The sequence below is a fragment of the Streptomyces sp. NPDC001492 genome, from assembly GCF_053597275.1.
The window spans coordinates 74,293-95,401 of the sequence record NZ_JBSFHW010000007.1 but is presented as its reverse complement, the minus strand read 5'-3'; the positions used below and the strand labels follow the sequence as shown (position 1 = coordinate 95,401).

The following is a 21,109-nucleotide window of genomic DNA, read 5'->3' as shown; positions in this document are numbered from 1 at the left end:
CGTGTCGGTGGACGGCTGGGTCAGCCGACGGTGTACGTGTACGGGATGCCGGTGATCTCTGAGCCCTGCCCGCTGCCCATGGCCGTGTCGTTGTCCACGTAGAGGATCCCGTGAACGACCGTGCCGACGGGGGCCGTCGGGGTGAGGGTGAGGGTCATCGTGCCCGTCTTGCCCGCCGCGACGGAGAGCGGGGTGTAGTCCCCGGTGAAGTCCCAGAACGATCCCGTCGAGGCATGGGCCGCGGTATCGATGGGCTGGGTGGTGGCGGTCACGGTCACCTTGGCGGTGCCCGTGGGCGCGGTGGAGTCCGTGAACGGGCCGGGCGCCGAGACGCCCACGTACCAGACTCCCGATGCCAGTTGGTCGGCGGTGGCCGTGGCCACCCCCGATCCGTCGGGCCCCGGTGCGCCCAGGACCTCGGGTTCGCCGTTCCAGGGACGGAGCGACGTGTCCACGGGAATGTCCGCGGTGACCGTGGCCCTCAGGGCCGTGGTGTGCGTGGGAACCCACCAGTAGGTGCTGTAGCCGCCCACGGGGACCGTGGTCTTGCCGTCCGGCTCCCGGAGGACGACGTCGGCCGAGGCGGCGAGGCGCGGGTCGAGGAAGTAGGACCGCTCCGCCGGTCCCGGGTTGGGCATCCGCACCGTGACCTTGAGCTTGCTGCCCTGCTTGATGACGCGGGCCGGGCTGTTCGGCAGGCCCGGGGCGCTCACGGTGACGGGGGCGTCGAGGCGGACGCGGCCGGTGACCTGTTCGCTGAACTCGTTGCCGCTGACAGGGTTGGGGAGGGCGACGATCAGCGTCCAGCGGCCCGCGGCGGGCCGGTTGACGGTGAGGCTCGCGTACTTGGTGGGGGCCGGCGTCCTCCCGTAGGTGCGGTTGGCGTCGCGGGCGATGATCTGCTGCTGGGGGCTGATCAGGTAGTAGTTGAGCTCGGTGTCCGCGTCCTGCGCGGTGAGGTCGACCGTCAGGTTGCGGTGGCCGGCCGGGACATCGAGGTAGTAGCCGTTGGCCTGGCCCGCGTCGCGGCCCACACCGCCGGTGATCCGGGTGGTGAACGTGGTGCTGCGGCCGGGTGCGGGGTCGACCGCGAGCAGGGTCCGCCGCGCCACCGGCAGCGACAGGTGCGTACCGGTGTCCGAGGCGAACTGGAGGGAGAACGGCGTGTCACCCGCCGGGCGCGGAATCGGCACGTTCACGGGGAAGGTGGCCGTGCCGCCCGCCGGGACGGTCCTGGTCCGCGCGGTCACGCCCGCCGAGGTCCAGCGGTGGCCGGTGACCTGGATGTGCAGGGGGCCGCGGTAGGTGCCGGGCTTGTCATTCGCGTACTGGAGACCGTTCGCGCTGTAGTTCCAGACCATCTTGACGGTCCAGACGCCAGGCACCGGGTCGTGCACGTCGACGTACTGGTGGTTGCTGTGGCCGCTGCCGCCGTAGTCGTAGCCGAGCTGTACCAGCCGGCCCTTGGGGTCGGACAGGACCGGGATGAGGTAACCCTGCCCGTCCTTGCCCGGCCAGGCCGTGGTCAGGCTCAGATAGGGAGTGCCCTTCGGGACCCGGACGGTGAACGGCTTGACCGCGAGCCGGCCGAGGGGGGTGTCGCCCAGCGGTGCGCCGACGGTGACGGTGCGTTCGGAACGGAACGTCGTCGAGCCGAGGGTACGGGAGGTCATGGTGACCTTCTGGGGCCGGTTCGCGGTGTTGGTCAGCGTCACCGTGGTGTGCCGGGTGGTGCCCGGACGGCCGCTGAGGTCCAGCTGCCCGGCCGAGGGGACCAGGGCAGCGCTGTCTGCGCTGCCCCCGGTGACGCGGGCCGCACGGACGGCGGCGTCGGTGTTCAGCAGCCCGGCGCCCTGCTCGTCGGCGGGGACGCGCAGGTCGGTGGTGGTACCGGTCAGCAGCCGCTTGACCAGGCCGGGTGCGGGGCGGGCACCGTCGTGCGTGGCCTCGTACACCTGGATGACGTCGGCCGCCGCGCCCGCCACGAAGGGGGCCGACTGGCTCGTACCGCCGAACATCAGGGTCGGCTGCGAGCAGGCCGTCCAGCGCGGGCCGGGGGTGCAGGCGGCCATGCCGCTGACGCCCGGCGCGACCAGGTCGACCAGCTTGTTGCCGAGCGTGGTGCCGCCGGAGGACAGGGCGGCGATGTTGTCGCTGGTCCAGCCGGGGTAGCCGTAGCCGCGGGCCGCCAGCCGCAACGCGGTGGTGCCCCCGACGCTGATCACGTCCGGGTCGCCGGCCGGGGAGCCGATGGTGCCGGAGGGGCCGGAGTCACCGGTGGCGGCGACGACCGTGACACCTGCGGCGACGGCGGCACGGTCGGCCAGCCGGACCGGGTCGGTGGCCGGGTCCGGGTAGTAATTCCAGCCGAAGGACTGGTTGATGACGTCGGCGTGGTGCTCGACGGCGTACTGGACGGCCTGGACGAAACCGGACATGAGGGCGGCGGCCTTCCCGCCGTAGACCTGAAGGCTCATCAGCTCCGCGTCCGGCGCGAAGCCGCGGATACGGAAGGTGCAGCCCTTGGGCACCTTGGTGGAGTAGGGCAGTTGTTCCGCCAGGTCGTACGTCCGGCTGCCCTGTGCGGCGAGGGAACTGGCGTCACCGAACCCCTCTCCGCCGCTGGTGCTCCCGTGCGTGCCCTCGCCGGTGAAGTCCTCGTAGTCGGTGATCACATGGCTGCCGTCGGGGCGGATGAACTCCGGGTTGTCGACGTCGATGCCGTCGGCCATGAAGGCGACCTTCACGCCCTTGCCGGTGGCCCGCTTCTGGGCGGCGTCGGTCTTCGTCAGCGACAGGGCCTCCGGCTCGACGATGGGGTGCTTCGGATCCTTGGGACAGGCCGCGGAGGTCGTGCCGGACGAGGAGCCCGCCGCGGGGGTGTTGGCGGCGGCGGTGTGCTGTCGAGGCCGTGGCAGTGGCAGGTCGGGTACGACGGCGGCCACCCGCCGGTCGGCGCGTATCCGGGATATCTCCGAGGGCTTCAGTGTCGCGGCGACGGCGTTGACCAGGCTCAGCTGCCTGACGCGCGTCGCACCGCCGTTCCTGAGCAGCGACAGGATCGGTGCCTGGTCCTGGGCCACCGCCTTGTCACGGCGGACGGCGTTCGTCCGGGCGGACAGATCCGGGTGCTGATCACGCATCAGCACGATGACACGCTGCGTGCCGCCGCCGGTGGCGGCAGAGGCGGGAGCGGGGGCGGCCGTCGCGGGAACGGCACCCAGGGCGAGAACGCTCAGCAGGAGCGATCCGGTGAGGGCAACTCGCCCAATGGCTCCGCCCGTTCTTCTGTTGTGCATGTACTTCTCCGCTGGGAGTGGGGGGTTGGGGCCGCCCGAGGACGGCCGCGCGTCGATCTTGTCCCCTACAGCAGGCGGAAGAATTTAGCGCGATTAAAGATTCAGGAATGTTCTGGAAAGGCGAACAAGGCTCGCTCCCAGGCGCCGAATTGACGGCGAAGTAACTTGTGCAAGGAGCGTGAAAGTAAAATGAACGCAGGGGGTGGCAGTTCCGCTTTGGGGGGATCTGTACGTTTCCCGCACCACGCTACCGACCCCTTGCACTCCTCGACCTCGGACGACCACGAACCGGACGTCATACGACTACGCCGAAGCCCTGACCCCGGCCCGCGTCGGAGACGGCAGAGCGAGGCGGAGGTTCGGTCGCCATTCCGGACGCAATGTCAAATACGCCAAGCGAAGATTCGCGCTGACTTTTTCTCGATGAAATCTCCTGAAGTGACGTGAGGGCGCCCGAGTGCTCGGCGGGCCTCCGTGGGTCACGCGTACGCCCCGCCGCGCCAGGGGGGCGGCGGGGCGCACACGAAATCCCTGTTACACTCCTCACGACCATCTGACTACTGGTCAGTAGCTAAGTTGCCTTTCCGGCACGGGGAATCAAAGCCGGTGCGCCGACCGATATCCGCGCGCGCCGGTCAAGGAATGCATGCACAACAATTTCAGATCAAAGATCGCGGCGTTTTTCGTCGCCTTGGCCATCGCCTTCACGGGTTGCGTGGGTTCCGCGGCCAGTGCCCAAGCTGCGGAGCAGGGGCGGGTGGAAAGGCTCGCGGAGATTGTCCGCAAGGTGGCCCAGTACGCGAACTGCGACCGTCTGCCGCTGCTGGAGCGGCCGGCGTGCCTGAAGCAGTTCGCGGGCAAGGCCATCGCGCTGGGGGTCGGTGTAGGGGTGTTCCTCTACACCGCGCAGGACGCCATGAAGGACCACGGAGCGAGCTTCAAGGACCTCGACAAGAACATCAAGGCCATCGAGGCCCTCAAGCCGCTGGATCTCATGGATCCCGGCAAGTCGCCGGATCCCGCACAGCAGTTGAAACTTCTGGAAAAGGCCGTTCAGACCTTCAAGAGCGCCCAGCCGCACCTGGACAAGCTCGGGGAGAACCTGGCCAAGGCGGACTCCCTGCTCGGAGACCAGAACGACTCCCTGCTCGCCCTCACCTTCCTGACCGTCGCGCTCGGCGAGTACTTCCCTGAGCAGAAGAAGTACCCGGAGGCGAAACCGGTCTTCGACTTCGAGAAAGAGCTGAACGAGCTCAACGAAACGCTCGACCAGATCAACGCGGGTTTCGCCAAGATGAACCGCGGCCTGGACACGATGAACTCGGGCGTCCGCGATGTCAACAAGGGCCTGGCCGAGGCCAACAAGGGCATCGACAAGGCCAACAAGGGCATGAAGGAGCTCAACGAGGGAATCCGCCAGGCCAACCAGGGAGTCGACGAGGCGAACAAGCACGTACCCGGCATCAAGAAGGGCGCGGAGAAACTCCGCGACATGTCGGGGCTCGACTTCGACTTCTCCGGCCTCGGGGACACCTGGGCCTCCGGAAAGTCCCTCCTGGACGACACCGAGCAGCAGCGCAGGATGTCACTGCTGCTGGACCTGCTGCCCGGGGTCGGCGACGGCAAGGGCATCGTCGAGGCGCTCGTCGGCAAGGACCTGGCCACCGGCCAGAAGCTGACCACCCAAGAACGCCTGCTCGGTGGCGTGTCCGTGCTGAGCTGGCTGCGGACCGGCGACCGGCTGCTCACGGCGGACGAGATACGCAAGGCCCGCAAGGGCGAACAGGTCGTCACCTGCAACAGCTTCCCCGACGGCACCAGGGTGCTGATGGCGGACGGTTCCCAGGTGCCCATCGAACAGGTCCGGGAAGGGGATCGCGTCCTGGCCGCCGATCCCGGCACCGGCCGCCGGCAGCCCGAGCCGGTCACGGCTCTGTTCACCGGTCAGGGCGAGAAGAACCTCGTCGACGTCACTGTGCGGACCGACCAGGGGCCCGCCACGGTCACGGCCACGGACGAGCACCCGTTCTGGGTGGACGACCTCGAAGCCTGGGCGACCGCGGACCAGCTGCGACCGGGAGCCTGGCTCCGGACCAGCGCGGGCACCCGGGTACAGGTCGGCGCGGTGAGAGCCTGGACCGCTTCCGACCAGAAGGTCCGCAACCTCTCCGTCGATGATCTGCACACCTTCTACGTCATGGCCGGCAGCACACCGCTGCTGGTTCACAACACCAGCGGCTGCGGAAAGTGGAAGGCCGAGTTCGACGCCCTCCCCAACGGCAAGCAGAGCCATGTGAAGGAGATCTCGACCGCCGCGGAGCTTCGCAAGACCTTCGAGCGGTGGACCAAGGACGCCAAGCGGCTGCCGGCCCGCGGACCGAAGATCCCGGATGTGTACCAGCTCCCCGACGGCACGATCATCCAGTGGCGTGCGTCATCCGCCTCAGGTGGCGAGACCATCGATATCTTCCCCGTCACAGGCAAGGGAAAGAAGGTGCACCTGCCGTCATGAACAATGAGTTCATCATCAGCGAGCTGCTCGAAGAAGCGCTGGACGACTGGGTGCCCGTCGACCGCCTGATCGGGCTCGCCCAGGAGACGGCCGAACAGTCCGGCCGCGATTTCCGGGTCGTGGCCACGGAAGCACTCACCGAGTTGCTGGGCGGCCGCCTGATGGCCGTGGGAGACCTTGGCGTCAACGGTTTCGAGGCGTGGACCGGCAGTCCCGAGGCTCTGGTGCGCCGGGTCGTCGCCCTCCTCGACCGGTTCGACTGGCGCCCCCAGGGCGGTGCCTGCTGGCTCGCCGACACCAGACACGACACCAGCGAGGGGTCCCGCTAGCGAGCGTCTCTTTGTTCGCGTGCGGCGGTGTGCCGACCACCGCCGCACGCCGGCTACAAGAGCGGCCCTGCGTCCACTACGTACGGCCGGACCACTTTGTCGGCGGCTTCCCAGAGGGGTGTGCCGGGGCGTGTGGGGCTGTGCCAGCCCTCTTCATCGCACGGAAATGGCAGGCGGTGACCGACCGCGCGGGACCGCCTGGCCCAGCGGCGCCACCGGGCGTCGTGCGGATTCGGGAGCCGCCAGACGTACGGGTCCGCCGCCGGTGGCTCATGTGCGCGGTTCCAGTCGTCCGGCAGGGGATGGCTGTTGGCGCGTGGCCCGGTGAGCAGGCGGACGGCGTATTCATAAAGCAGCCGGAACATGGCCCGTCCTCTCCGGCCGCTCCGGGAGCATGAACCGCGCCCACACGCATTTCGTGTACGGCAGCTGCCCGTGGCCCCAGCCGTGGGCCAGCAGCCCCACCAGGGCGAGCCCGCGCCCGCCCTCGGCCTCCGGTCCGGCGTCGTGCGGCTCGGGAAGCCGGTCCCGGTCGGGGTCGTGGACCTCCAGGAAGAGGTACGGCTCCCGAAGCGTGAGGGTGACCCTGATCTGGGCGCAGGAGACCCGGCAGTGGGTCACGGCGTTGGTCACGAGCTCGTTCGCCGAAAGGGTCACGTCGTCGGCGAGTTCGCCCGTGATCCCCCAGTCCGCGAGGACCTTGCCGACGCGCTGACGTGCGGCGGGGACGTGCCTTCTGTGCTTGGGGATGCGGAAGGTTTCGGTTTCGGGCATGGGGGTGCCGACCTCCTGACGTGCCGTCAGATGCGCTCCGTAGCGGCGTCGTCACGAAGCTAGGCGTGGATTCGACACCGAGGCAACCTCAATCGATGAATACATGCATAGATGTCACTCGATCGCGTGATGCACTCCCGGGGTTGATGGTGGGTGTGGCATCGTGACCGAAGGAGAGGGGAGGCCCCATGCCCGCAGGTGGACGACCGACTGTGCGCAGCAGGCGATTGGGTACGGCACTCAGGCAGTACCGGCAGGCCGCCAAGCTCGACCAGCCGCAGGCCGCCGAGGTCATCGCGTCAAGTCAGGCCAGGATCAGTCGCATTGAGAGCGGCCATGCGACCCCGCGCGTCATCGAGGTACGGCTGCTGCTGGACGCCTACGGCATCGCTGATCCAGAAGTGCGGGGCAGACTGGAGGAGTTGGCCAAACACCCCAAGAAGCGGGGCTGGTGGCTTGAGTATGCGGCTCACCTGCGTCCGGACTACGTCGATCACATCGCGTTGGAGGACGACGCGTGCCATATCCGCCAGTGGCAGCCAGTTCTGGTCCCGGGACTGATTCAAACCGCGGCATATGCGGAGGCGATCATTACAGGTGGGCCCGCCTCTCTCAGCGCCGAGTACATCGATCAGTTGAAGACCGTCAGGAAACGCCGACAGGAGAGGATTGCGGAGGGCGGCGCCACGTACACCGCCGTCATCTGGGAAGCGGTCATCGAGCATCCCCTGGCGAGTATCGCAATTCACCGGGGGCAGCTGTCGGCGCTTCTTGAGGTCGGGGAGCGCGAGAACGTCACCGTGCAGGTTCTTCCCTTCAGCGCAGGCACATTGGCGGCTGCCCAGAGCGCGTTCTCTGCCTTCTGCTTCGATTTTGAGTCGGGCATCGAAGCTGTCGCCACGGACGACTTCACCGGTACATCTGTCCTTGAGTCAGCGAGCGATCTGGCGGTGTACGCCGCTGCGTTCGACCAGCTATGTTCTTCGGCTCTGACGCCGGAGGCGAGCGCCAAGCTCATCCGGAGCAAGCTGGAAACCATTGGGGGAGTCACGCCATGACCGACGTCGTGGGCCCGTTCTGCAAGTCCTCTTACTCGCAGCCGGAAAGTGACTGCGTAGAGGTCGCCGACACAGCCCCCGGCGGCCGAGCCGTCCGCGACAGCAAGCGTCCGCACGGCCCCCTCCTCACCGTCTCCCGCGACAGCTGGCAGGCCTTCATCCGGCAGTTCGGCTAGACGTATGCACGGATCCGACGGGTGATACTCGACCCATGGGAACGGATCTTCATGAACTGCTGAGGTCGCTGCGGGTCTGGGACCCGGAGGTCACGGAGCTGCGCCCCTTCGACCCGGGGAACGCCCCCGCCGAACCGCTGCCCCTCTTCACGGCGTGGTTCGCGGAGGCGGTGGCCGCCGGGCAGAAGGAGCCGCACACCATGTCGCTGGCCACGGCGGACGCGGACGGCCATCCGGACGTACGGATCGTGATGCTGCACGGCGCGGACGCCGACGGCTGGGCCTTCGCGACGCATGCGACGAGCCGCAAGGGCGGGCAGCTGGCGGCACGGCCGTACGCGGCACTCGGCTTCTACTGGCCGGCGCTGGGCCGCCAGGTGCGGGTACGCGGGCCGGTCACCGCCGCTCCGGCCCGGGATTCCCAGGGCGACCTGCACGCCCGCTCGACCGGCGCCCTCGCCGCCGCCCTCACCGGACGTCAGAGTGAAGTCCTGGGTTCCGTGGAGGAGTTGGCGCGCGCTTCCGAGGCCGCCTGGGAACGGGCCCAGCAGGAGCCCGACGCCCCGGTGCCCTCCTGGACCCTGTACCGGCTCCGGCCGGACGAGGTGGAGTTCTTCCAGGGGGACGAGCGTCGGCGGCATGTACGGCTGAACTACCGCCGGAAGGACGGGGCTTGGGCCAAGGAACTGCTGTGGCCGTAAAGCCGGAGCAAGGCGTCCGGGTCAGACGGGGACAATGAGGACCGCGCTCTCAAGCCCCTTGAAGTCCCCGGCATTCCGGGTGAAGAGCGGCAAGCCTCTCGCCGAGGCGATCGCAGCGATCATCAGGTCCATGCGGCGCGGACGAGGGTCCCTGTTCGCCGCGATGGTCAGCGCCACCAAGGTGCCGTACCTGGCAGCGGCATCCCCGTCGAAGGGCAGCGGCTCGAAGTCGGCGACCGCGGCTCCCAGTTTTTCCATTCGCGCCGCCCGCACCGCAGGATCCTTGGCCATGGCCACCCCCTGCTGCAACTCCGCGAACGTCACGGCGGTCAGTTCCGGCATGAGGGGGAGACTCTGCGGGCTGAGCACATCGAGATCGATGTAGGTGCAGGTGTCCAGGACACCCCCTTGGTGCCGCTCAGCCACGTTTGCGCTCCCATGGATCCTCGTCCACTCGTTCCTCGCTCCCGAAGAACTCGTCCGCCTCGGCACGCATCTGCGCATAGTCCACTCCCGGAAGCCTCCGGTGCTTGGCCACGAGTTCGTCGGCGCTCAGCCTGCGTCGACGCGCCAGCGGGCGCAGTTCGGCGACCTCTATGCCGTTGCGGGTGATGTGGTACGTCTCCCCGGCCTCGACCGCGTCCATGACGGCGGCGGAGTTGTTCCGGAACTCGCGCTGCGTGATGGTCTTCATTCGGCCAGTGTAGCTCGACGTGTCTCACCGCGCTACAGTCTCGGTCGCGGCTCAGGCCGTGAAGTCGTACGCCGCGAAGTCCGCCACCGCCCGGTACCCGATCCGCTGGTACAGCGCGTTGCTGGTCGGGTTGGCGAGGTCGGTGAACAGCAGCACCTCGTCCGCGCCGGAGGCGAGTGCCGCACGGCTCACCTCCGCCGTGACCGCCCCGGCGTATCCGCGGCCGCGCAGGTGGGCCGGGGTGTAGACGTGGGCGACCCGGATCTGACCGGCAACCATCGGTGTCACCGCCGCCATGGCCACGGGGGTCCCGTCAGCACCCTCCCAGAACGTCGCCCCGCCGTCGGAGATGCGCACGTCGGCCCAGCCCTCCGCCCGCTCCGCGCCGCTCTCGCCGATGGCGTCCATGAACTCGCCGTACCACTGCACCAGTTGCTCCCGGTCCGCCGCGCCGGCGATCCTCGGCCGCCCCTCCGGTATCGGCTGCGGGACGGTCAGCGTGTCCAGCCGGTACAGCCGCTGCCGCTGCCGCAGCGTGGCCGTCACCCCGGTGCGGCCCTCCCAGGACCGTGCCAGGGCGTCGACGGTGGAGCGCTCACCCAGGACTCCGGGGACCGCGCGGCCCAGACCGGCCAGGTGGGCGGCAAGGGAGTCGGCCTCCTCGGCGGTGAGGGGCGTGACGTTCAGCGGATAGGGAGGGGTGCGGAAGTACGCGGCCCGGACCGCGCCCTCCGACTCCAGTACGCCGAAGTAGGGCGCCTCGGCGCCGTAGTACTGCGAGCCGCGCGTCCGCAGTCCCTCGGTCACCGTCAGCGGGACGGTGTGCAGGGCCGGGCGTGAGCGGAGGAAACCGCCGGCGCGGGTCAGGAAGGTGTCCAGGTCGTCGGTGAGGTGCCAGTCATCAGGACGCATGCCCCATGATCCCGCGCACCCCCCGCCCGACGCCTTCGCATTACGGCAGCCGCGGCTCCGGGTCCGTGGCGATCCGCCCGTGCAGATGCACGTCCCGGAAGGCGTCCTGCCGCCCCGACTCCCACATCGCTCCCCGCAACGTCCCCTCGTAGCGGAACCCGCACCGCTCGGCTATACGACACGAGGCCTCATGCCCCAGGGCATGGCCGAGCTCCAGCCGATGCACGCCCAGTTCGGTGAGCGCCCAGTGGGAGGCCACGGCCAGAGCGCGGGTGGCGACACCCTTCCCCCTGGCCTCGGGCAGCACCCAGTACCCGACCCGGGCAACGCTCGTGACGAGGTCGATCATGTTGACGCCTATGTGTCCCAGCACCGCCCCGCTCACCGCGTCGGTCACGCAGTACGACGCCGTCGAACCGTCCGCCCAGCCCAACGCCTTGGCCCGCAGCGACTCACGCGCGTCGGCGAGGTCGTCGACCTGCTTGAGCGGCGTGTTCCAGCGCCGGAACTCCGGGTCCGTGAGGCCTCGGAGCCAGGCCTCGACATCGGCGTCCGAGTCCACGTTCCACAGGCGCAGGTGGATGCCGTGGCCGTACAGATCAGGAAAGGAGGGGGAGGAAGCACCAGAACGAGACGTCGGGTCGGTGTGCTGCGCATCCACAGAGCTCATCGGTCCATTCAAACCCGTACGCCTCACTCACGCGGCCGAAATACCGGTGTCCCCTCCCGGAACGCCACCTCCAGCTCGGCCCCCGCCCGGAGCGCCCCCGCCCCGCACCCCACCAGCTCCGTCATCATCCGCGGCCCCTCCGCCAGGTCGACGACCGCGGCCACGTACGGCGTCCGCTCCCCGAAGGGCGGCAGGTCGTTCCGGTGGACGACGGACCAGGTGTAGAGCACCGCCCGGCCGCTCGCCCGCTCCCACGCCACGTCCTCGCTCCAGCAGTGCGGACAGAACTCGCGCGGGTAGTGGTGGGCCCGCCCGCACTCCCCGCAGCGGCGGATCAGCAGCCTGCCCTCGGCGGCCGCGTCCCAGTAGGTCCGCGTGAAGGCGTCGGCCTCCGGCACGTCGAACCGGGGACCGCCCGCACCGGAACCGGTCACGTCGGGACCGCTCGCACCACGGCCGGCCATCAGAACAGCCCCAGCGCGCTGTCCAGCGACCACGTCTGCCACGACATCCCGAACAGCGCGACCACCGACATCAGCGCCATCATCGAGTTCTGCCCCTGCTCGGCCACGTCGTGGATCATGAGCGTGAAGTAGAGGACGTTCAGCAGCAGCGCCCCGGCCAGCGCGACCGGGCTCAGGAACCCGACGACCAGCCCCAGTCCGATCGCCAGCTCCGCGTACACCACGACGTACGCCATCGTCCGCGGGCGCGGCGCCACCATGACCTCGAAGCCGGACCGGACCGCGTCCCAGCGGTGCTTCGCCGCGATGCCCGCCGCCCACGCGATCCCGGTCCCGCGCTCGAACCAGGCCTTGCGGTCCTTGTGCCGCCAGCTCTCCAGCCACCACAGCCCGAGTCCTATGCGCAGCACGGCCAGCCATTCCGCGCCCGTGAGCCAGATCGCATCCATGAATCTGACGGTACGTCAGATGGCGCGATCCGGGAAGCGCCCTGCACCTCCCGCGAAAGGGAGCGGGCCCGCCTCAGGGCGGGCCGTCGCTCGCCGAATGATCACAACCGGGTGACCTACGCCACGAATCCCACCCACCCCTCCTACAGGCGTGATCAATCCGCAACCAATTCCGGGCTTGACCGAGACCCATCAACCCGGTGCGTGATTACGCTCGCGCTCATGGCCGACTCCTCCCCGTCCGCAAGCGCACCGGACCGCCGGCGCCCCGTCTACGTCATCGGCGGCGGCCCGGCCGGGCTCTCCGTCGCGTACGCGCTGCGGGCCCGGGGGATACGCGCCGTGGTCCTGGAGAAGTCCGGCCAGGTGGGTGCGGCCTGGCGGCGGCACTACGACCGGCTCCACCTGCACACCACCCGCCGCCTCTCCGCCCTCCCGGGACTGCCGATACCGCGCCGGTTCGGGCGGTGGGTGGCCCGGGACGACGTGGTGCGGTACCTGGAGAAGTACGCCGAGGTGCACGCACTGGAGATCGTCACCGGCGTCGAGGTCTCCCGCGTCGAGCGCACATCCGACGGCGAGGGCTGGCTGCTGCACGCCACGGGCGGCCGCGAACTGACCGGCGCCGCGGTCGTCGTCGCCACCGGCTACAACCACACGCCGTACGTCCCCGACTGGACCGGCCTCGACACCTACACCGGCGAGTTCCTGCACGCCGGCTCGTACCGCAGCCCCGCCCCCTACGCCGGCCGTGACGTCCTCGTCGTCGGCGTCGGCAACACCGGCGCCGAGATCGCCGTGGACCTGGTGGAGGGCGGCGCCTCACGGGTGCGCCTGTCGGTGCGGACGGCCCCGCACATCGTGCGGCGCTCGACCGCCGGATGGGCCGCCCAGTACACGGGCGTGCTGGTGCGGCGGCTGCCGACCGGGCTCGTCGACCGGCTCGCGCGGCCGATGGCGAAGCTGAGCGTCCCCGACCTCTCCGCGCAGGGGCTGCCCCGCCCCGACACCGGCCTGTACAGCCGGGCCAAGGAGGGCGCCATCCCGGTGCAGGACGTCGGCCTCATCGACGCCGTCCGCAAGGGGCGGGTCGAGGTCGTCGCCGCCGTCGACGGCTTCGAGGACGGCAAGGTCGTCCTCGCCGACGGCACCCGCGTCTCCCCGGAGGCCGTCGTCGCCGCCACCGGATACGTCCGCGCCCTGGAAGGCCTGGTCGGCCATCTCGACGTGCTCGACGCGCGGGGCAGACCCGTGGCGCACGGCGCCCGTACCCCGCAGAACGCCCCCGGTCTGTACTTCACCGGCTTCACCACCCCCATCAGCGGCACCCTGCGCGAGGTGGCGATGGACTCCGAGAAGATCGCGAGGACCATCGTGAAGAACGGCGGGGACGCGCTGTCCCGTCTGCCCGGATGACGTAGAAGCCCGCAACCCCTTTCAAAACCCTCAACTCCCTTCCCTGGAACTCTTGTTACGTCTGAGTCAGATGTGACGGGAGCGTTGAAGCGTGCCGCCGCGCGGGGCCAGAATGTGAACACTGCTCACTTTCTGGCTCCACACTCTCTCCACACGGAGGACGCACGTGGCACGCGAAAGACAGCACCACCCGCAAGGCCTCTCCCGACGCTCCCTGCTCGGCGGTGCCGCCGCCGCTGCCGGAGCCGTCACCCTCACCACCACGGCCGCCGGTACGGCCTCCGCCGCGACCACCCGGGACGTGGACGTCGCCGTCGTCGGCGGCGGTCTCGCCGGGCTCACCGCGGCCCGCGACCTGGTGGCCGGCGGCAGGACCGTCGCCGTCCTGGAGGCCCGCGACCGCGTGGGCGGCCGGGTCGTCAACCTGTCGCTGGCGAACGGCGGTTTCACCGAGGGCGGCGGCGAGTTCATCGGCCCCACCCAGGACCGCATCAAGGCCCTCGCCGACTCCCTGGGCGTGGCGACCTTCACCACCTACAACACCGGCAAGAACCTCCTCTACAAGGACGGCACCCGAACCCCGTACGCCACCGACGGCATCCTCGGGTCCGTCCCGCCCGTCGACGCGGCCGGGCTCGCCAACGCCGCGATCGTGCAGGCCTCGCTGGACGACATGGCCAAGAAGGTCCCGGTCGACGCACCCTGGACGGCCGCGAAGGCCGCCGAGTGGGACAAGCAGACCTTCGAGAGCTGGCTGAACGCCAACGCGGTCATCCCGTCCGCCAAGTTCCTGCTGGACGTGGCGTGCACGTCGATCTTCTCGGCGCAGCCCCGCGAACTCTCCCTCCTCTTCGTGCTCTTCTACATCGCCGCCGCCGGCAACGAGTCCAACGCCGGGACCCTGGAACGCCTCACCGACACCGCGAACGGCGCCCAGGAGTCCCGCTTCGTCGGCGGCTCCCAGCAGGTGCCGATCAAGCTGGCCGCCACCCTCGGCGACCGGGTGGTGCTGAGCGCGCCGGTGCGGTCGGTCGCGCAGTCGGGCGGCAAGTACGTGGTGACCGCGGACGGGGTGACGGTCACCGCCAAGAAGGTCGTCGTCGCCGTACCGCCGCCGCTGGCCGCGCGCATCGCCTTCGACCCGCTGCTGCCGGCCTCGCGCGACCAGTTGAGCCAGCGGCTGCCGATGGGCTCGATCGGCAAGGCGATCGCCGTCTACGACACCCCCTTCTGGCGGGCCGACGGCCTCAACGGCCAGGTCGTCAGCGACTCCGGCGTGGTCCGCTCGACGTTCGACAACTCACCGCCCGACGCCTCCTACGGCGCTCTGATGGGTTTCATCGAGGCCGACGAGATGCGCGCGTACGACGGGTCGAGCGTCGCCGAGGTCAAGGCCGCCGTGCTCAAGGACTACGTCAACTACTTCGGCGACAAGGCCAAGTCGCCCACCTCCTTCGTGCTGCAGCGCTGGAACAACGAGGGCTTCTCCCGCGGCGGCCCGGTCGCCTACGCCCCGCCCGGCGTCCTGACCGCGTACGGGGCCGCGCTGCGCAAGCCGGTCGGCGGCATCCACTGGGCGGGCACCGAGACCTCCACCTACTGGAACGGGTACATGGACGGGGCCGTGCGGTCGGGGGAACGGGTGGCCAAGGAGGTGCTCGCGGAGCTGTGAGGAGCCCCGCCGGGCGGGGTCGGCTTCCCCTTCGGCCTTGAGTGCCCGTTCAACTTTGCGTGCACGCCCGTTCCTGACATGGCGTCAGTTCAGTAATCTGACAGAGCGTCAGTTATTGGCGCTCTCATGAGCTGTCTCAGAGGAGCGGGCGGACCGATGCTTGGATCAACCCACGGCACCCTCACCACCGACTCCCGCCGGGCCCGGGTCATCGCCTGTGGCGAGCAACCCGGGCCCGCCGTCCACGGCAGGCCCGCGGAAGTCGACGACCTCGACGTCAGCGGCCTGCCCCTATACGCCGACGTACTCGATCTGGACCGGTTCTTCCGGCCCGAGACCGTCGCCGTGATCGGCGCCTCGGACAGCGAGGGGCGGCCCAACACCGGTATCACCCGGCAGCTGGTGGCCTGGGCGGGGCGGGTCGGGGCGCGGCTGCACCCCGTCCACCCGAGCCGCCCGTCCGTCTTCGGCATACCCTGCTCCGCTTCCGTCGCCGACCTGCCCGAGCAGGTCGATCTCGCCGTACTGCTGATCGCCGATCCCCTTCCGGTGCTCGAGGAGCTGGCCGAGGCCAAGGTGAAGTTCGCGGTGGTCTTCGCCTCCGGGTTCGCGGAGACCGGGGCGGAGGGCGCGGCCGCGCAGGAGCGTCTGGCGGGGGCCGTACGGCGCTCCGGGATGCGGCTGCTCGGCCCCAACACCAACCTCAACGCCTTCGAGCGGTTCCGGGACGACCTCGACGGACCGGCCATCGCGCTCATCACCCAGTCCGGCCACCAGGGCCGGCCCGTCTTCTCCCTCCAGGACCTGGGCATCCGGCTCTCCCACTGGGCGCCCACCGGCAACGAGGCAGACCTGGAGACCGCCGACTTCATCTCCTACTTCGCCGAGCAGCCCGAGGTCGGTGCCATCGCCTGCTACGTCGAGGGGCTGAAGGACGGCCGGTCCTTCCTGCTCGCCGCCGACCGGGCGGCCCGGCGCGGGGTGCCGGTCGTCGCCGTCAAGGTGGGCCGCACCGAGACGGGCGCCCGCACCGCCGCCTCCCACACCGGCAAGCTGACCGGCGCGGACACGGTGGTGGACGCGGCGATGCGGCAGTTCGGCGTGATCCGGGTGGACGGGCTCGACGAACTCCAGGACACCGCGGCCCTGCTCGCCCGCGCCCGGCCGCCGCGCTCGGACGGCGTCGTCGTGTACTCGATCTCGGGCGGCACGGGCGCGCACTTCGCCGACCTGGCGACCGAGGCGGGGCTGCGGCTGCCGGTCCTCTCGCAGGCCAAGCAGGCCGAGCTGCACGAGTGGATACCGGACTACCTGAGCGTGGCCAACCCGGTCGACAACGGCGGGCATCCGGTCGGCGACTGGCGCGGCCGGAAGATCATCGACGCGATCCTGGACGACCCGGACGTAGGGGTCCTGATCTGCCCGATCACCGGGCCCTTCCCTCCCCTCAGCGACAAGCTGGTCCAGGACCTGGTGGACGCGGCCGAGCACACGGACAAGCTGGTCTGCGTGGTCTGGGGATCCCCGGTCGGCACCGAACCGGCGTACCGCGACGTCCTGTTGGGCTCCTCACGGGTGGCCACCTTCCGCACCGTCGCGAACTGCATCACCGCGGTCCGCGCCTACCTCGACCATCACCGCTTCACCACCGGCTACCGCTCCCCCTTCGACGAGGCCCCCCGCACCACCTCGCCCTCCTTCCGCAAGGCGCAGGCGCTGATGCGCCCGGGCAAGCAGCTCAGCGAGCACGCGGCGAAGCAGCTGCTGCGGGCGTACGGAATCCGCGTACCGCGCGAGCAGCTGGTGACCAGCGCGGCAGCGGCCGTACGCGCGGCGGGCCTGGTGGGCTACCCGGTGGTGATGAAGGCGTCCGGCGCGCAGATCGCCCACAAGACCGAGCTGGGGCTGGTCAAGGTCGGGCTGACCTCAGCCAGCCAGGTCCGGGACGCCTACCGGGAGTTGACCGACATCGCGCGCTACGAGGGCGTGTCCCTGGACGGCGTCCTGGTGTGCCAGATGGTCGAGCGGGGTGTGGAGATGGTCGTCGGCGTCACGCACGACGAGCTGTTCGGCCCGACCGTGACCGTCGGGCTCGGCGGGGTGCTGGTCGAGGTGCTGCACGACGTCGCCGTGCGCGTGCCGCCCTTCGGCGAGGAGCAGGCCCGGGACATGCTCTGCGACCTGCGCGGGAGGGCGCTGCTCGACGGGGTACGGGGGCGGCCCCCGGCCGACCTCGACGCGCTCGTCGAAGTCGTCCTGCGGGTGCAGCGCATGGCGCTGGAACTCGGGGACGAGCTCGCGGAGCTCGACATCAACCCGCTGATGGTGCTGCCCACGGGGCAGGGAGCCGTGGCGCTGGACGCGCTGGCGGTGTGCCGGTGACCGAGGTGCTGCACACGGCCGACGGCCAGGTCTCGTACCTCACCCTCAACCGGCCCGAAGCACTCAACGCCATCACGCCCGAGCAGCGGGAAACCGTCATCGGGCTTCTTGCCGAGGCATCCGCGGACCCCGACGTGAGGGCCGTCGTCCTCACCGGAACGGGGCGCGGTTTCTGTGCGGGAGCCGATCTGCGGGGCGGTTCGGGCGGCGGCGAGCGGGTGGCCGGCGATGTGGCCCGCATGCTCCGCCTGGGCGCCCAGCGCCTGATCGCCGCCGTCCTGGACTGCGAGAAACCGGTGATCGCGGCGGTGAACGGCACGGCGGCGGGCCTCGGCGCGCATCTGGCCCTGGCCTGCGATCTCGTACTCGCTGCCGAGTCGGCGAGGTTCATCGAGGTGTTCGTACGGCGAGGTCTGGTCCCGGACGGCGGTGGGGCGTATCTCCTCCCCCGTCTGATCGGCCCGCAGCGCGCCAAGGAGCTGATGTTCTTCGGCGACGCCCTCTCCGCGACCGAGGCCGAGCGCCTGGGCCTGGTCAACCGGGTCGTCCCGGACGCCGAGCTGGACAAGACGGCCCGCGAGTGGGCGGCCCGCCTGGCCGCGGGTCCGACCCGCGCCCTCGCCCTGACCAAACAGCTGGTCAACGCCTCCCTGGACACCGACCGAGCGACGGCCTTCGCCGCCGAGGCAGCCGCCCAGGAGATCAATATGACGACCGAGGACGCCCAGGAAGGCGTACGGAGCTTCGTGGAGCGCAGAACCGCGGAGTACAAGGGCCGTTGACCTGAGACAAGGGATGGCGAGCCCTTCCTATCTGACGAGTCGTCAGCTTCAATGGAGGGGTGATGGGACACGCAGGAGCGGCAGCCGCCGCCGTCCGCTACCTCAGGGCGGCCGGGACCCCGGCGCCCGTAGAAGCGCTGCCGCGCCCGGAGCTGCGGTGCGTGGGCGAGGACGAGCGGGCGCCGGTCGACCCGGCCGAGTTCCGCAGCGTCCTGGGCAACTTCGCGACGGGCGTCACCGTCGTCACCGCACCCGCCGTCGACGGCGAGTCCACTCCCGCCGGCTTCGCCTGCCAGTCCTTCTCCTCCCTCTCCCTCGACCCGCCGCTGATCGCCTTCATGGTCGGCCGCACGTCGACGACCTGGCCGCGCATCGCCCGCGCGGGCGTTTTTTGCGTCAACGTCCTGGGCGCCCACCAGGAAGCCCTGTGCCGCGCCTTCGCCGTGAGCGGCGCGGACAAGTTCAGGGGGGTCGCGTACGACGCGGCACCGGTCTCGGGCTCACCGCGGCTGACGGGCGCAGCCGCCTGGATCGACTGCACGATCCACGCGGTGCACACCGGGGGCGACCATCTGATCGTGGTGGGGCGGGTGGGCGCCCTCGGCACGGGCGAGGCTCCCCACGGTCCGCTGATCTTCCATCGGGGGCGGTTCGGTCGGCTCGACGGCTCTTGAGACGACGGCCGATCGCCGCACTGACGTGACGCCGTACGCCGCCCCAGGCGCACACCTTGGCCCGCATCACTCGATTGGGCGCACTCCGAGTGATCTACGGCCACACCGGCTAGGGTGTTCATAACGTCGCTGTTATGACGTGGGGTGAAGTAGAGCTGGAGCCGGAGGTGGCGCAGTGGTTTCTCGCATTGACCGCCGGCCACCGCGGTACAGCCGCGTTCTATGTGGATCTGCTGGCCGCACGCGGTCCGCTGCTCGGCGAACCGTACTCGCGGCAACTGCACGGGAAGCTGCGCGAGCTGCGCTTCCACCTCGATACCGACGCGGTGCGCATCACCTACTGGATCGCCTCGGGCCGACGGATCATCTTACTGACGGTGTTCCGCAAGCAGCGGATGCGCGAGACCGCGCAGGTCGACCGCGCCCGGCGGGCAATGGTGCGCTGCATCGAGGAACAGCACACTGTGGACGAGGTGGAGGACATGAGTGAGCGCTGGAGCTGGAACGAGCTGCGAGACGACGCCCTCGCCTCACCGGAAGCCAGGGAGGCGTACGACGCCGCGCGGATCCGCTTCGAGCTGGGCCACGCCGTACGCGAGCGGCGCGAGGCGCTGGGTATGACACAGGCCCAGCTCGCGCAGGCCACGGGTATGCGGCAGCCGGCCGTGGCACGGTTCGAGGCGGGCGGGACCATGCCCACCCTGCCTCTGCTCGAACGGCTCGCCGTCGCTCTCGGCATGCGTCTCCACGTCGGATTCGAGCCCCTCGACCGCGCGAGCTGAGGCACGGCCCTCAAGCTGAAACCGCCACAGGGACGACCGGCCTCCGCCGGATCACCAACGCCATCAGCGCCGCCACCGCGCACAGCGCCCCGGAGGCGTACCAGACCATGTCGTACGAGCCGAAGACGTCCCGCGCGACGCCCCCGAGGAAGGCCACGAGTGCGGCGCCGACCTGGTGGGAGGCGAGGACCCAGCCGAAGACGATCGCGCTGTCGTCGCCGTACTGCTCCCGGCACAGGGCGACGGTCGGCGGGACGGTGGCGACCCAGTCGAGGCCGTAGAAGACGATGAAGAACAGCATCGGGGGGTGGACCGACGGAGCCAGGAGCATCGGCAGGAAGAGCAGGCTGATGCCGCGCAGGGCGTAGTAGACCGCCAGCAGCCGGCGCGGTTCGAAGCGGTCGGTGAACCAGCCGGAGGCGATCGTGCCGGCCACGTCGAAGACGCCGATGACCGCGAGCAGCGAGGCCGCCGCCGTGACGGGCATGCCGTGGTCGTGGGCGGCGGGCACGAAGTGGGTCTGGATGAGGCCGTTGGTGGAGGCGCCGCAGATCGCGAAGGTACCGGCCAGCAGCCAGAAGGTGCCGGTGCGGGACGCCGAGAAGAGGACCTTGACCGCGCGGCGGGCGGCCCCGACCGCGGGCTCCGGCTTCGGCACGAACTCCGTGGCGCCGTACGGCTTCAGGCCCAGGTCCGCCGGGTGGTCGCGCAGCAGCAGCCAGACGAAGGGGACGACCGCGAGGGCGGCGAGGGCCACCGTGACGGCCGCCGGACGCCAGTCGTGCTCCTCGACGATCCAGGACAGCAGCGGCAGGAAGATCAGCTGGCCGGAGGCCGAGGCCGCGGTGAGGATGCCGGTGACCAGGCCGCGGCGCTCGGTGAACCAGCGGTTGGTGACCGTCGCGGCGAAGGCGAGGGCCATCGAGCCGGACCCCAGGCCGACCAGCAGACCCCAGCACAGCAGCAGCTGCCAGGCGGCCGTCATCCACACCGTCAGGCCCGAGCCGAGTGCGATCACGGTCAATGCGACGGCCACGACCTTGCGGATGCCGAAGCGGTCCATCAGCGCCGCCGCGAACGGGGCGGTGAGGCCGTACAGCGCGAGGTTGACGGAGACCGCGGCCCCGATCGTGCCGTGCGACCAGCCGAACTCCTGGTGCAGCGGATCGATGAGCAGGCCGGGAAGTGAGCGGAAGGCGGCCGCGCCGATGATCGTCACGAAGGTGACGGCGGCGACGAACCACGCCCGGTGGACACGGGTGCGGGGGGATCGTCCGGGTTCGGGGGCCGTTTCCACTGCTGCGGGTTCGGTTGTCTGGGTCACGACATAGAGCATCCAGGCCGGAACCGCGCACATCCACTG

At 70.1% G+C, this 21,109-nt stretch carries 20 protein-coding genes; 11 read left to right on the top strand and 9 right to left on the bottom strand.

What is annotated here, in order from left to right:
* Positions 1-20 precede the first annotated feature (20 nt).
* Positions 21-3,299 (bottom strand): S8 family peptidase, encoded by a 3,279-nt coding sequence (locus ACWC1K_RS11650; protein ID WP_450830500.1) that lies wholly within the window; start codon positions 3,297-3,299, stop codon positions 21-23.
* Positions 3,300-3,945: 646 nt separating this feature from the next.
* On the opposite strand from ACWC1K_RS11650, the gene ACWC1K_RS11645 reads away from it, so the two are divergent.
* On the top strand, positions 3,946-5,811 hold the full coding sequence (locus tag ACWC1K_RS11645; RefSeq protein WP_450830498.1) for a polymorphic toxin-type HINT domain-containing protein: 1,866 nt from the start codon (positions 3,946-3,948) through the stop codon (positions 5,809-5,811).
* The gene (locus ACWC1K_RS11640) at positions 5,808-6,140 is read left to right on the top strand and encodes a hypothetical protein (protein WP_450830496.1); all 333 of its coding nucleotides are present in this window, start codon (positions 5,808-5,810) and stop codon (positions 6,138-6,140) included. The genes ACWC1K_RS11645 and ACWC1K_RS11640 overlap by 4 nt, the downstream gene beginning before the upstream one ends.
* 345 nt (positions 6,141-6,485) lie before the next feature.
* Here the strand turns inward: ACWC1K_RS11640 and ACWC1K_RS11635 are convergent, their stop codons facing one another.
* Positions 6,486-6,914: an ATP-binding protein gene (locus tag ACWC1K_RS11635; protein ID WP_450830494.1), complete on the bottom strand. Its 429-nt coding sequence runs from the start codon at positions 6,912-6,914 to the stop codon at positions 6,486-6,488.
* 212 nt (positions 6,915-7,126) lie between these two features.
* On the opposite strand from ACWC1K_RS11635, the gene ACWC1K_RS11630 reads away from it, so the two are divergent.
* From ACWC1K_RS11630 to ACWC1K_RS11620, 3 genes are read left to right on the top strand one after another with little or no spacing between them, the layout of a single operon-like run.
* Positions 7,127-7,972 (top strand): helix-turn-helix domain-containing protein, encoded by an 846-nt coding sequence (locus tag ACWC1K_RS11630; RefSeq protein WP_450830492.1) that lies wholly within the window; start codon positions 7,127-7,129, stop codon positions 7,970-7,972.
* Positions 7,969-8,148, top strand: a complete 180-nt coding sequence (locus tag ACWC1K_RS11625; RefSeq protein WP_450830490.1) for a DUF397 domain-containing protein — start codon at positions 7,969-7,971, stop codon at positions 8,146-8,148. The genes ACWC1K_RS11630 and ACWC1K_RS11625 overlap by 4 nt, the downstream gene beginning before the upstream one ends.
* Before the next feature lie 35 nt (positions 8,149-8,183).
* Positions 8,184-8,849 (top strand): pyridoxine/pyridoxamine 5'-phosphate oxidase, encoded by a 666-nt coding sequence (locus tag ACWC1K_RS11620; protein ID WP_450830488.1) that lies wholly within the window; start codon positions 8,184-8,186, stop codon positions 8,847-8,849.
* Between the two features lie 21 nt (positions 8,850-8,870).
* On the opposite strand, the gene ACWC1K_RS11615 is transcribed toward ACWC1K_RS11620, so the two are convergent.
* The 6 genes from ACWC1K_RS11615 to ACWC1K_RS11590 all read right to left on the bottom strand — a co-directional run bounded on the left by ACWC1K_RS11615 (position 8,871) and on the right by ACWC1K_RS11590 (position 12,038).
* A complete protein-coding gene (locus tag ACWC1K_RS11615) occupies positions 8,871-9,191 on the bottom strand; it encodes a type II toxin-antitoxin system VapC family toxin (RefSeq protein WP_450830486.1) in 321 nt (106 codons plus the stop codon).
* A 76-nt stretch (positions 9,192-9,267) separates the two neighbouring features.
* Entirely contained in the window at positions 9,268-9,543 is a 276-nt protein-coding gene (locus ACWC1K_RS11610) for a type II toxin-antitoxin system Phd/YefM family antitoxin (RefSeq protein WP_450830484.1), read from the bottom strand.
* Between the two features lie 51 nt (positions 9,544-9,594).
* Entirely contained in the window at positions 9,595-10,455 is an 861-nt protein-coding gene (locus ACWC1K_RS11605) for a GNAT family N-acetyltransferase (RefSeq protein WP_450830482.1), read from the bottom strand.
* A gap of 40 nt (positions 10,456-10,495) precedes the next feature.
* Positions 10,496-11,125, bottom strand: coding sequence for a GNAT family N-acetyltransferase (locus tag ACWC1K_RS11600; RefSeq protein ID WP_450830480.1), 630 nt, complete (start codon positions 11,123-11,125; stop codon positions 10,496-10,498).
* Positions 11,126-11,148: 23 nt separating this feature from the next.
* A complete protein-coding gene (locus ACWC1K_RS11595) occupies positions 11,149-11,589 on the bottom strand; it encodes a Zn-ribbon domain-containing OB-fold protein (protein WP_450830478.1) in 441 nt (146 codons plus the stop codon).
* Complete coding sequence (locus ACWC1K_RS11590; protein ID WP_450830476.1) at positions 11,589-12,038, bottom strand: DoxX family protein; 450 nt, start codon at positions 12,036-12,038, stop codon at positions 11,589-11,591. The genes ACWC1K_RS11595 and ACWC1K_RS11590 overlap by 1 nt, the downstream gene beginning before the upstream one ends.
* 222 nt (positions 12,039-12,260) lie before the next feature.
* Here ACWC1K_RS11590 and ACWC1K_RS11585 point away from each other — a divergent pair, with 222 nt between their 5' ends.
* The 6 genes from ACWC1K_RS11585 to ACWC1K_RS11560 all read left to right on the top strand — a co-directional run bounded on the left by ACWC1K_RS11585 (position 12,261) and on the right by ACWC1K_RS11560 (position 19,746).
* Positions 12,261-13,454, top strand: coding sequence for a flavin-containing monooxygenase (locus tag ACWC1K_RS11585; protein ID WP_450830474.1), 1,194 nt, complete (start codon positions 12,261-12,263; stop codon positions 13,452-13,454).
* Positions 13,455-13,620: 166 nt separating this feature from the next.
* A complete protein-coding gene (locus tag ACWC1K_RS11580) occupies positions 13,621-15,126 on the top strand; it encodes a flavin monoamine oxidase family protein (RefSeq protein ID WP_450830472.1) in 1,506 nt (501 codons plus the stop codon).
* A 156-nt stretch (positions 15,127-15,282) separates the two neighbouring features.
* Positions 15,283-17,508 carry an acetate--CoA ligase family protein gene (locus tag ACWC1K_RS11575; protein ID WP_450830470.1) on the top strand — a complete coding sequence of 742 codons (2,226 nt, stop codon included), beginning with the start codon at positions 15,283-15,285 and terminating at the stop codon, positions 17,506-17,508.
* Entirely contained in the window at positions 17,499-18,290 is a 792-nt protein-coding gene (locus ACWC1K_RS11570) for an enoyl-CoA hydratase/isomerase family protein (RefSeq protein WP_450830468.1), read from the top strand. Before ACWC1K_RS11575 ends, ACWC1K_RS11570 begins: the two co-directional genes overlap by 10 nt.
* Positions 18,291-18,352: 62 nt before the next feature.
* Positions 18,353-18,964, top strand: a complete 612-nt coding sequence (locus ACWC1K_RS11565; RefSeq protein WP_450830466.1) for a flavin reductase family protein — start codon at positions 18,353-18,355, stop codon at positions 18,962-18,964.
* Between the two features lie 134 nt (positions 18,965-19,098).
* Positions 19,099-19,746, top strand: coding sequence for a helix-turn-helix domain-containing protein (locus tag ACWC1K_RS11560; protein WP_450830464.1), 648 nt, complete (start codon positions 19,099-19,101; stop codon positions 19,744-19,746).
* A 10-nt stretch (positions 19,747-19,756) separates the two neighbouring features.
* On the opposite strand, the gene ACWC1K_RS11555 is transcribed toward ACWC1K_RS11560, so the two are convergent.
* Complete coding sequence (locus ACWC1K_RS11555) at positions 19,757-21,082, bottom strand: MFS transporter (protein ID WP_450830463.1); 1,326 nt, start codon at positions 21,080-21,082, stop codon at positions 19,757-19,759.
* Positions 21,083-21,109: the final 27 nt, after the last annotated feature.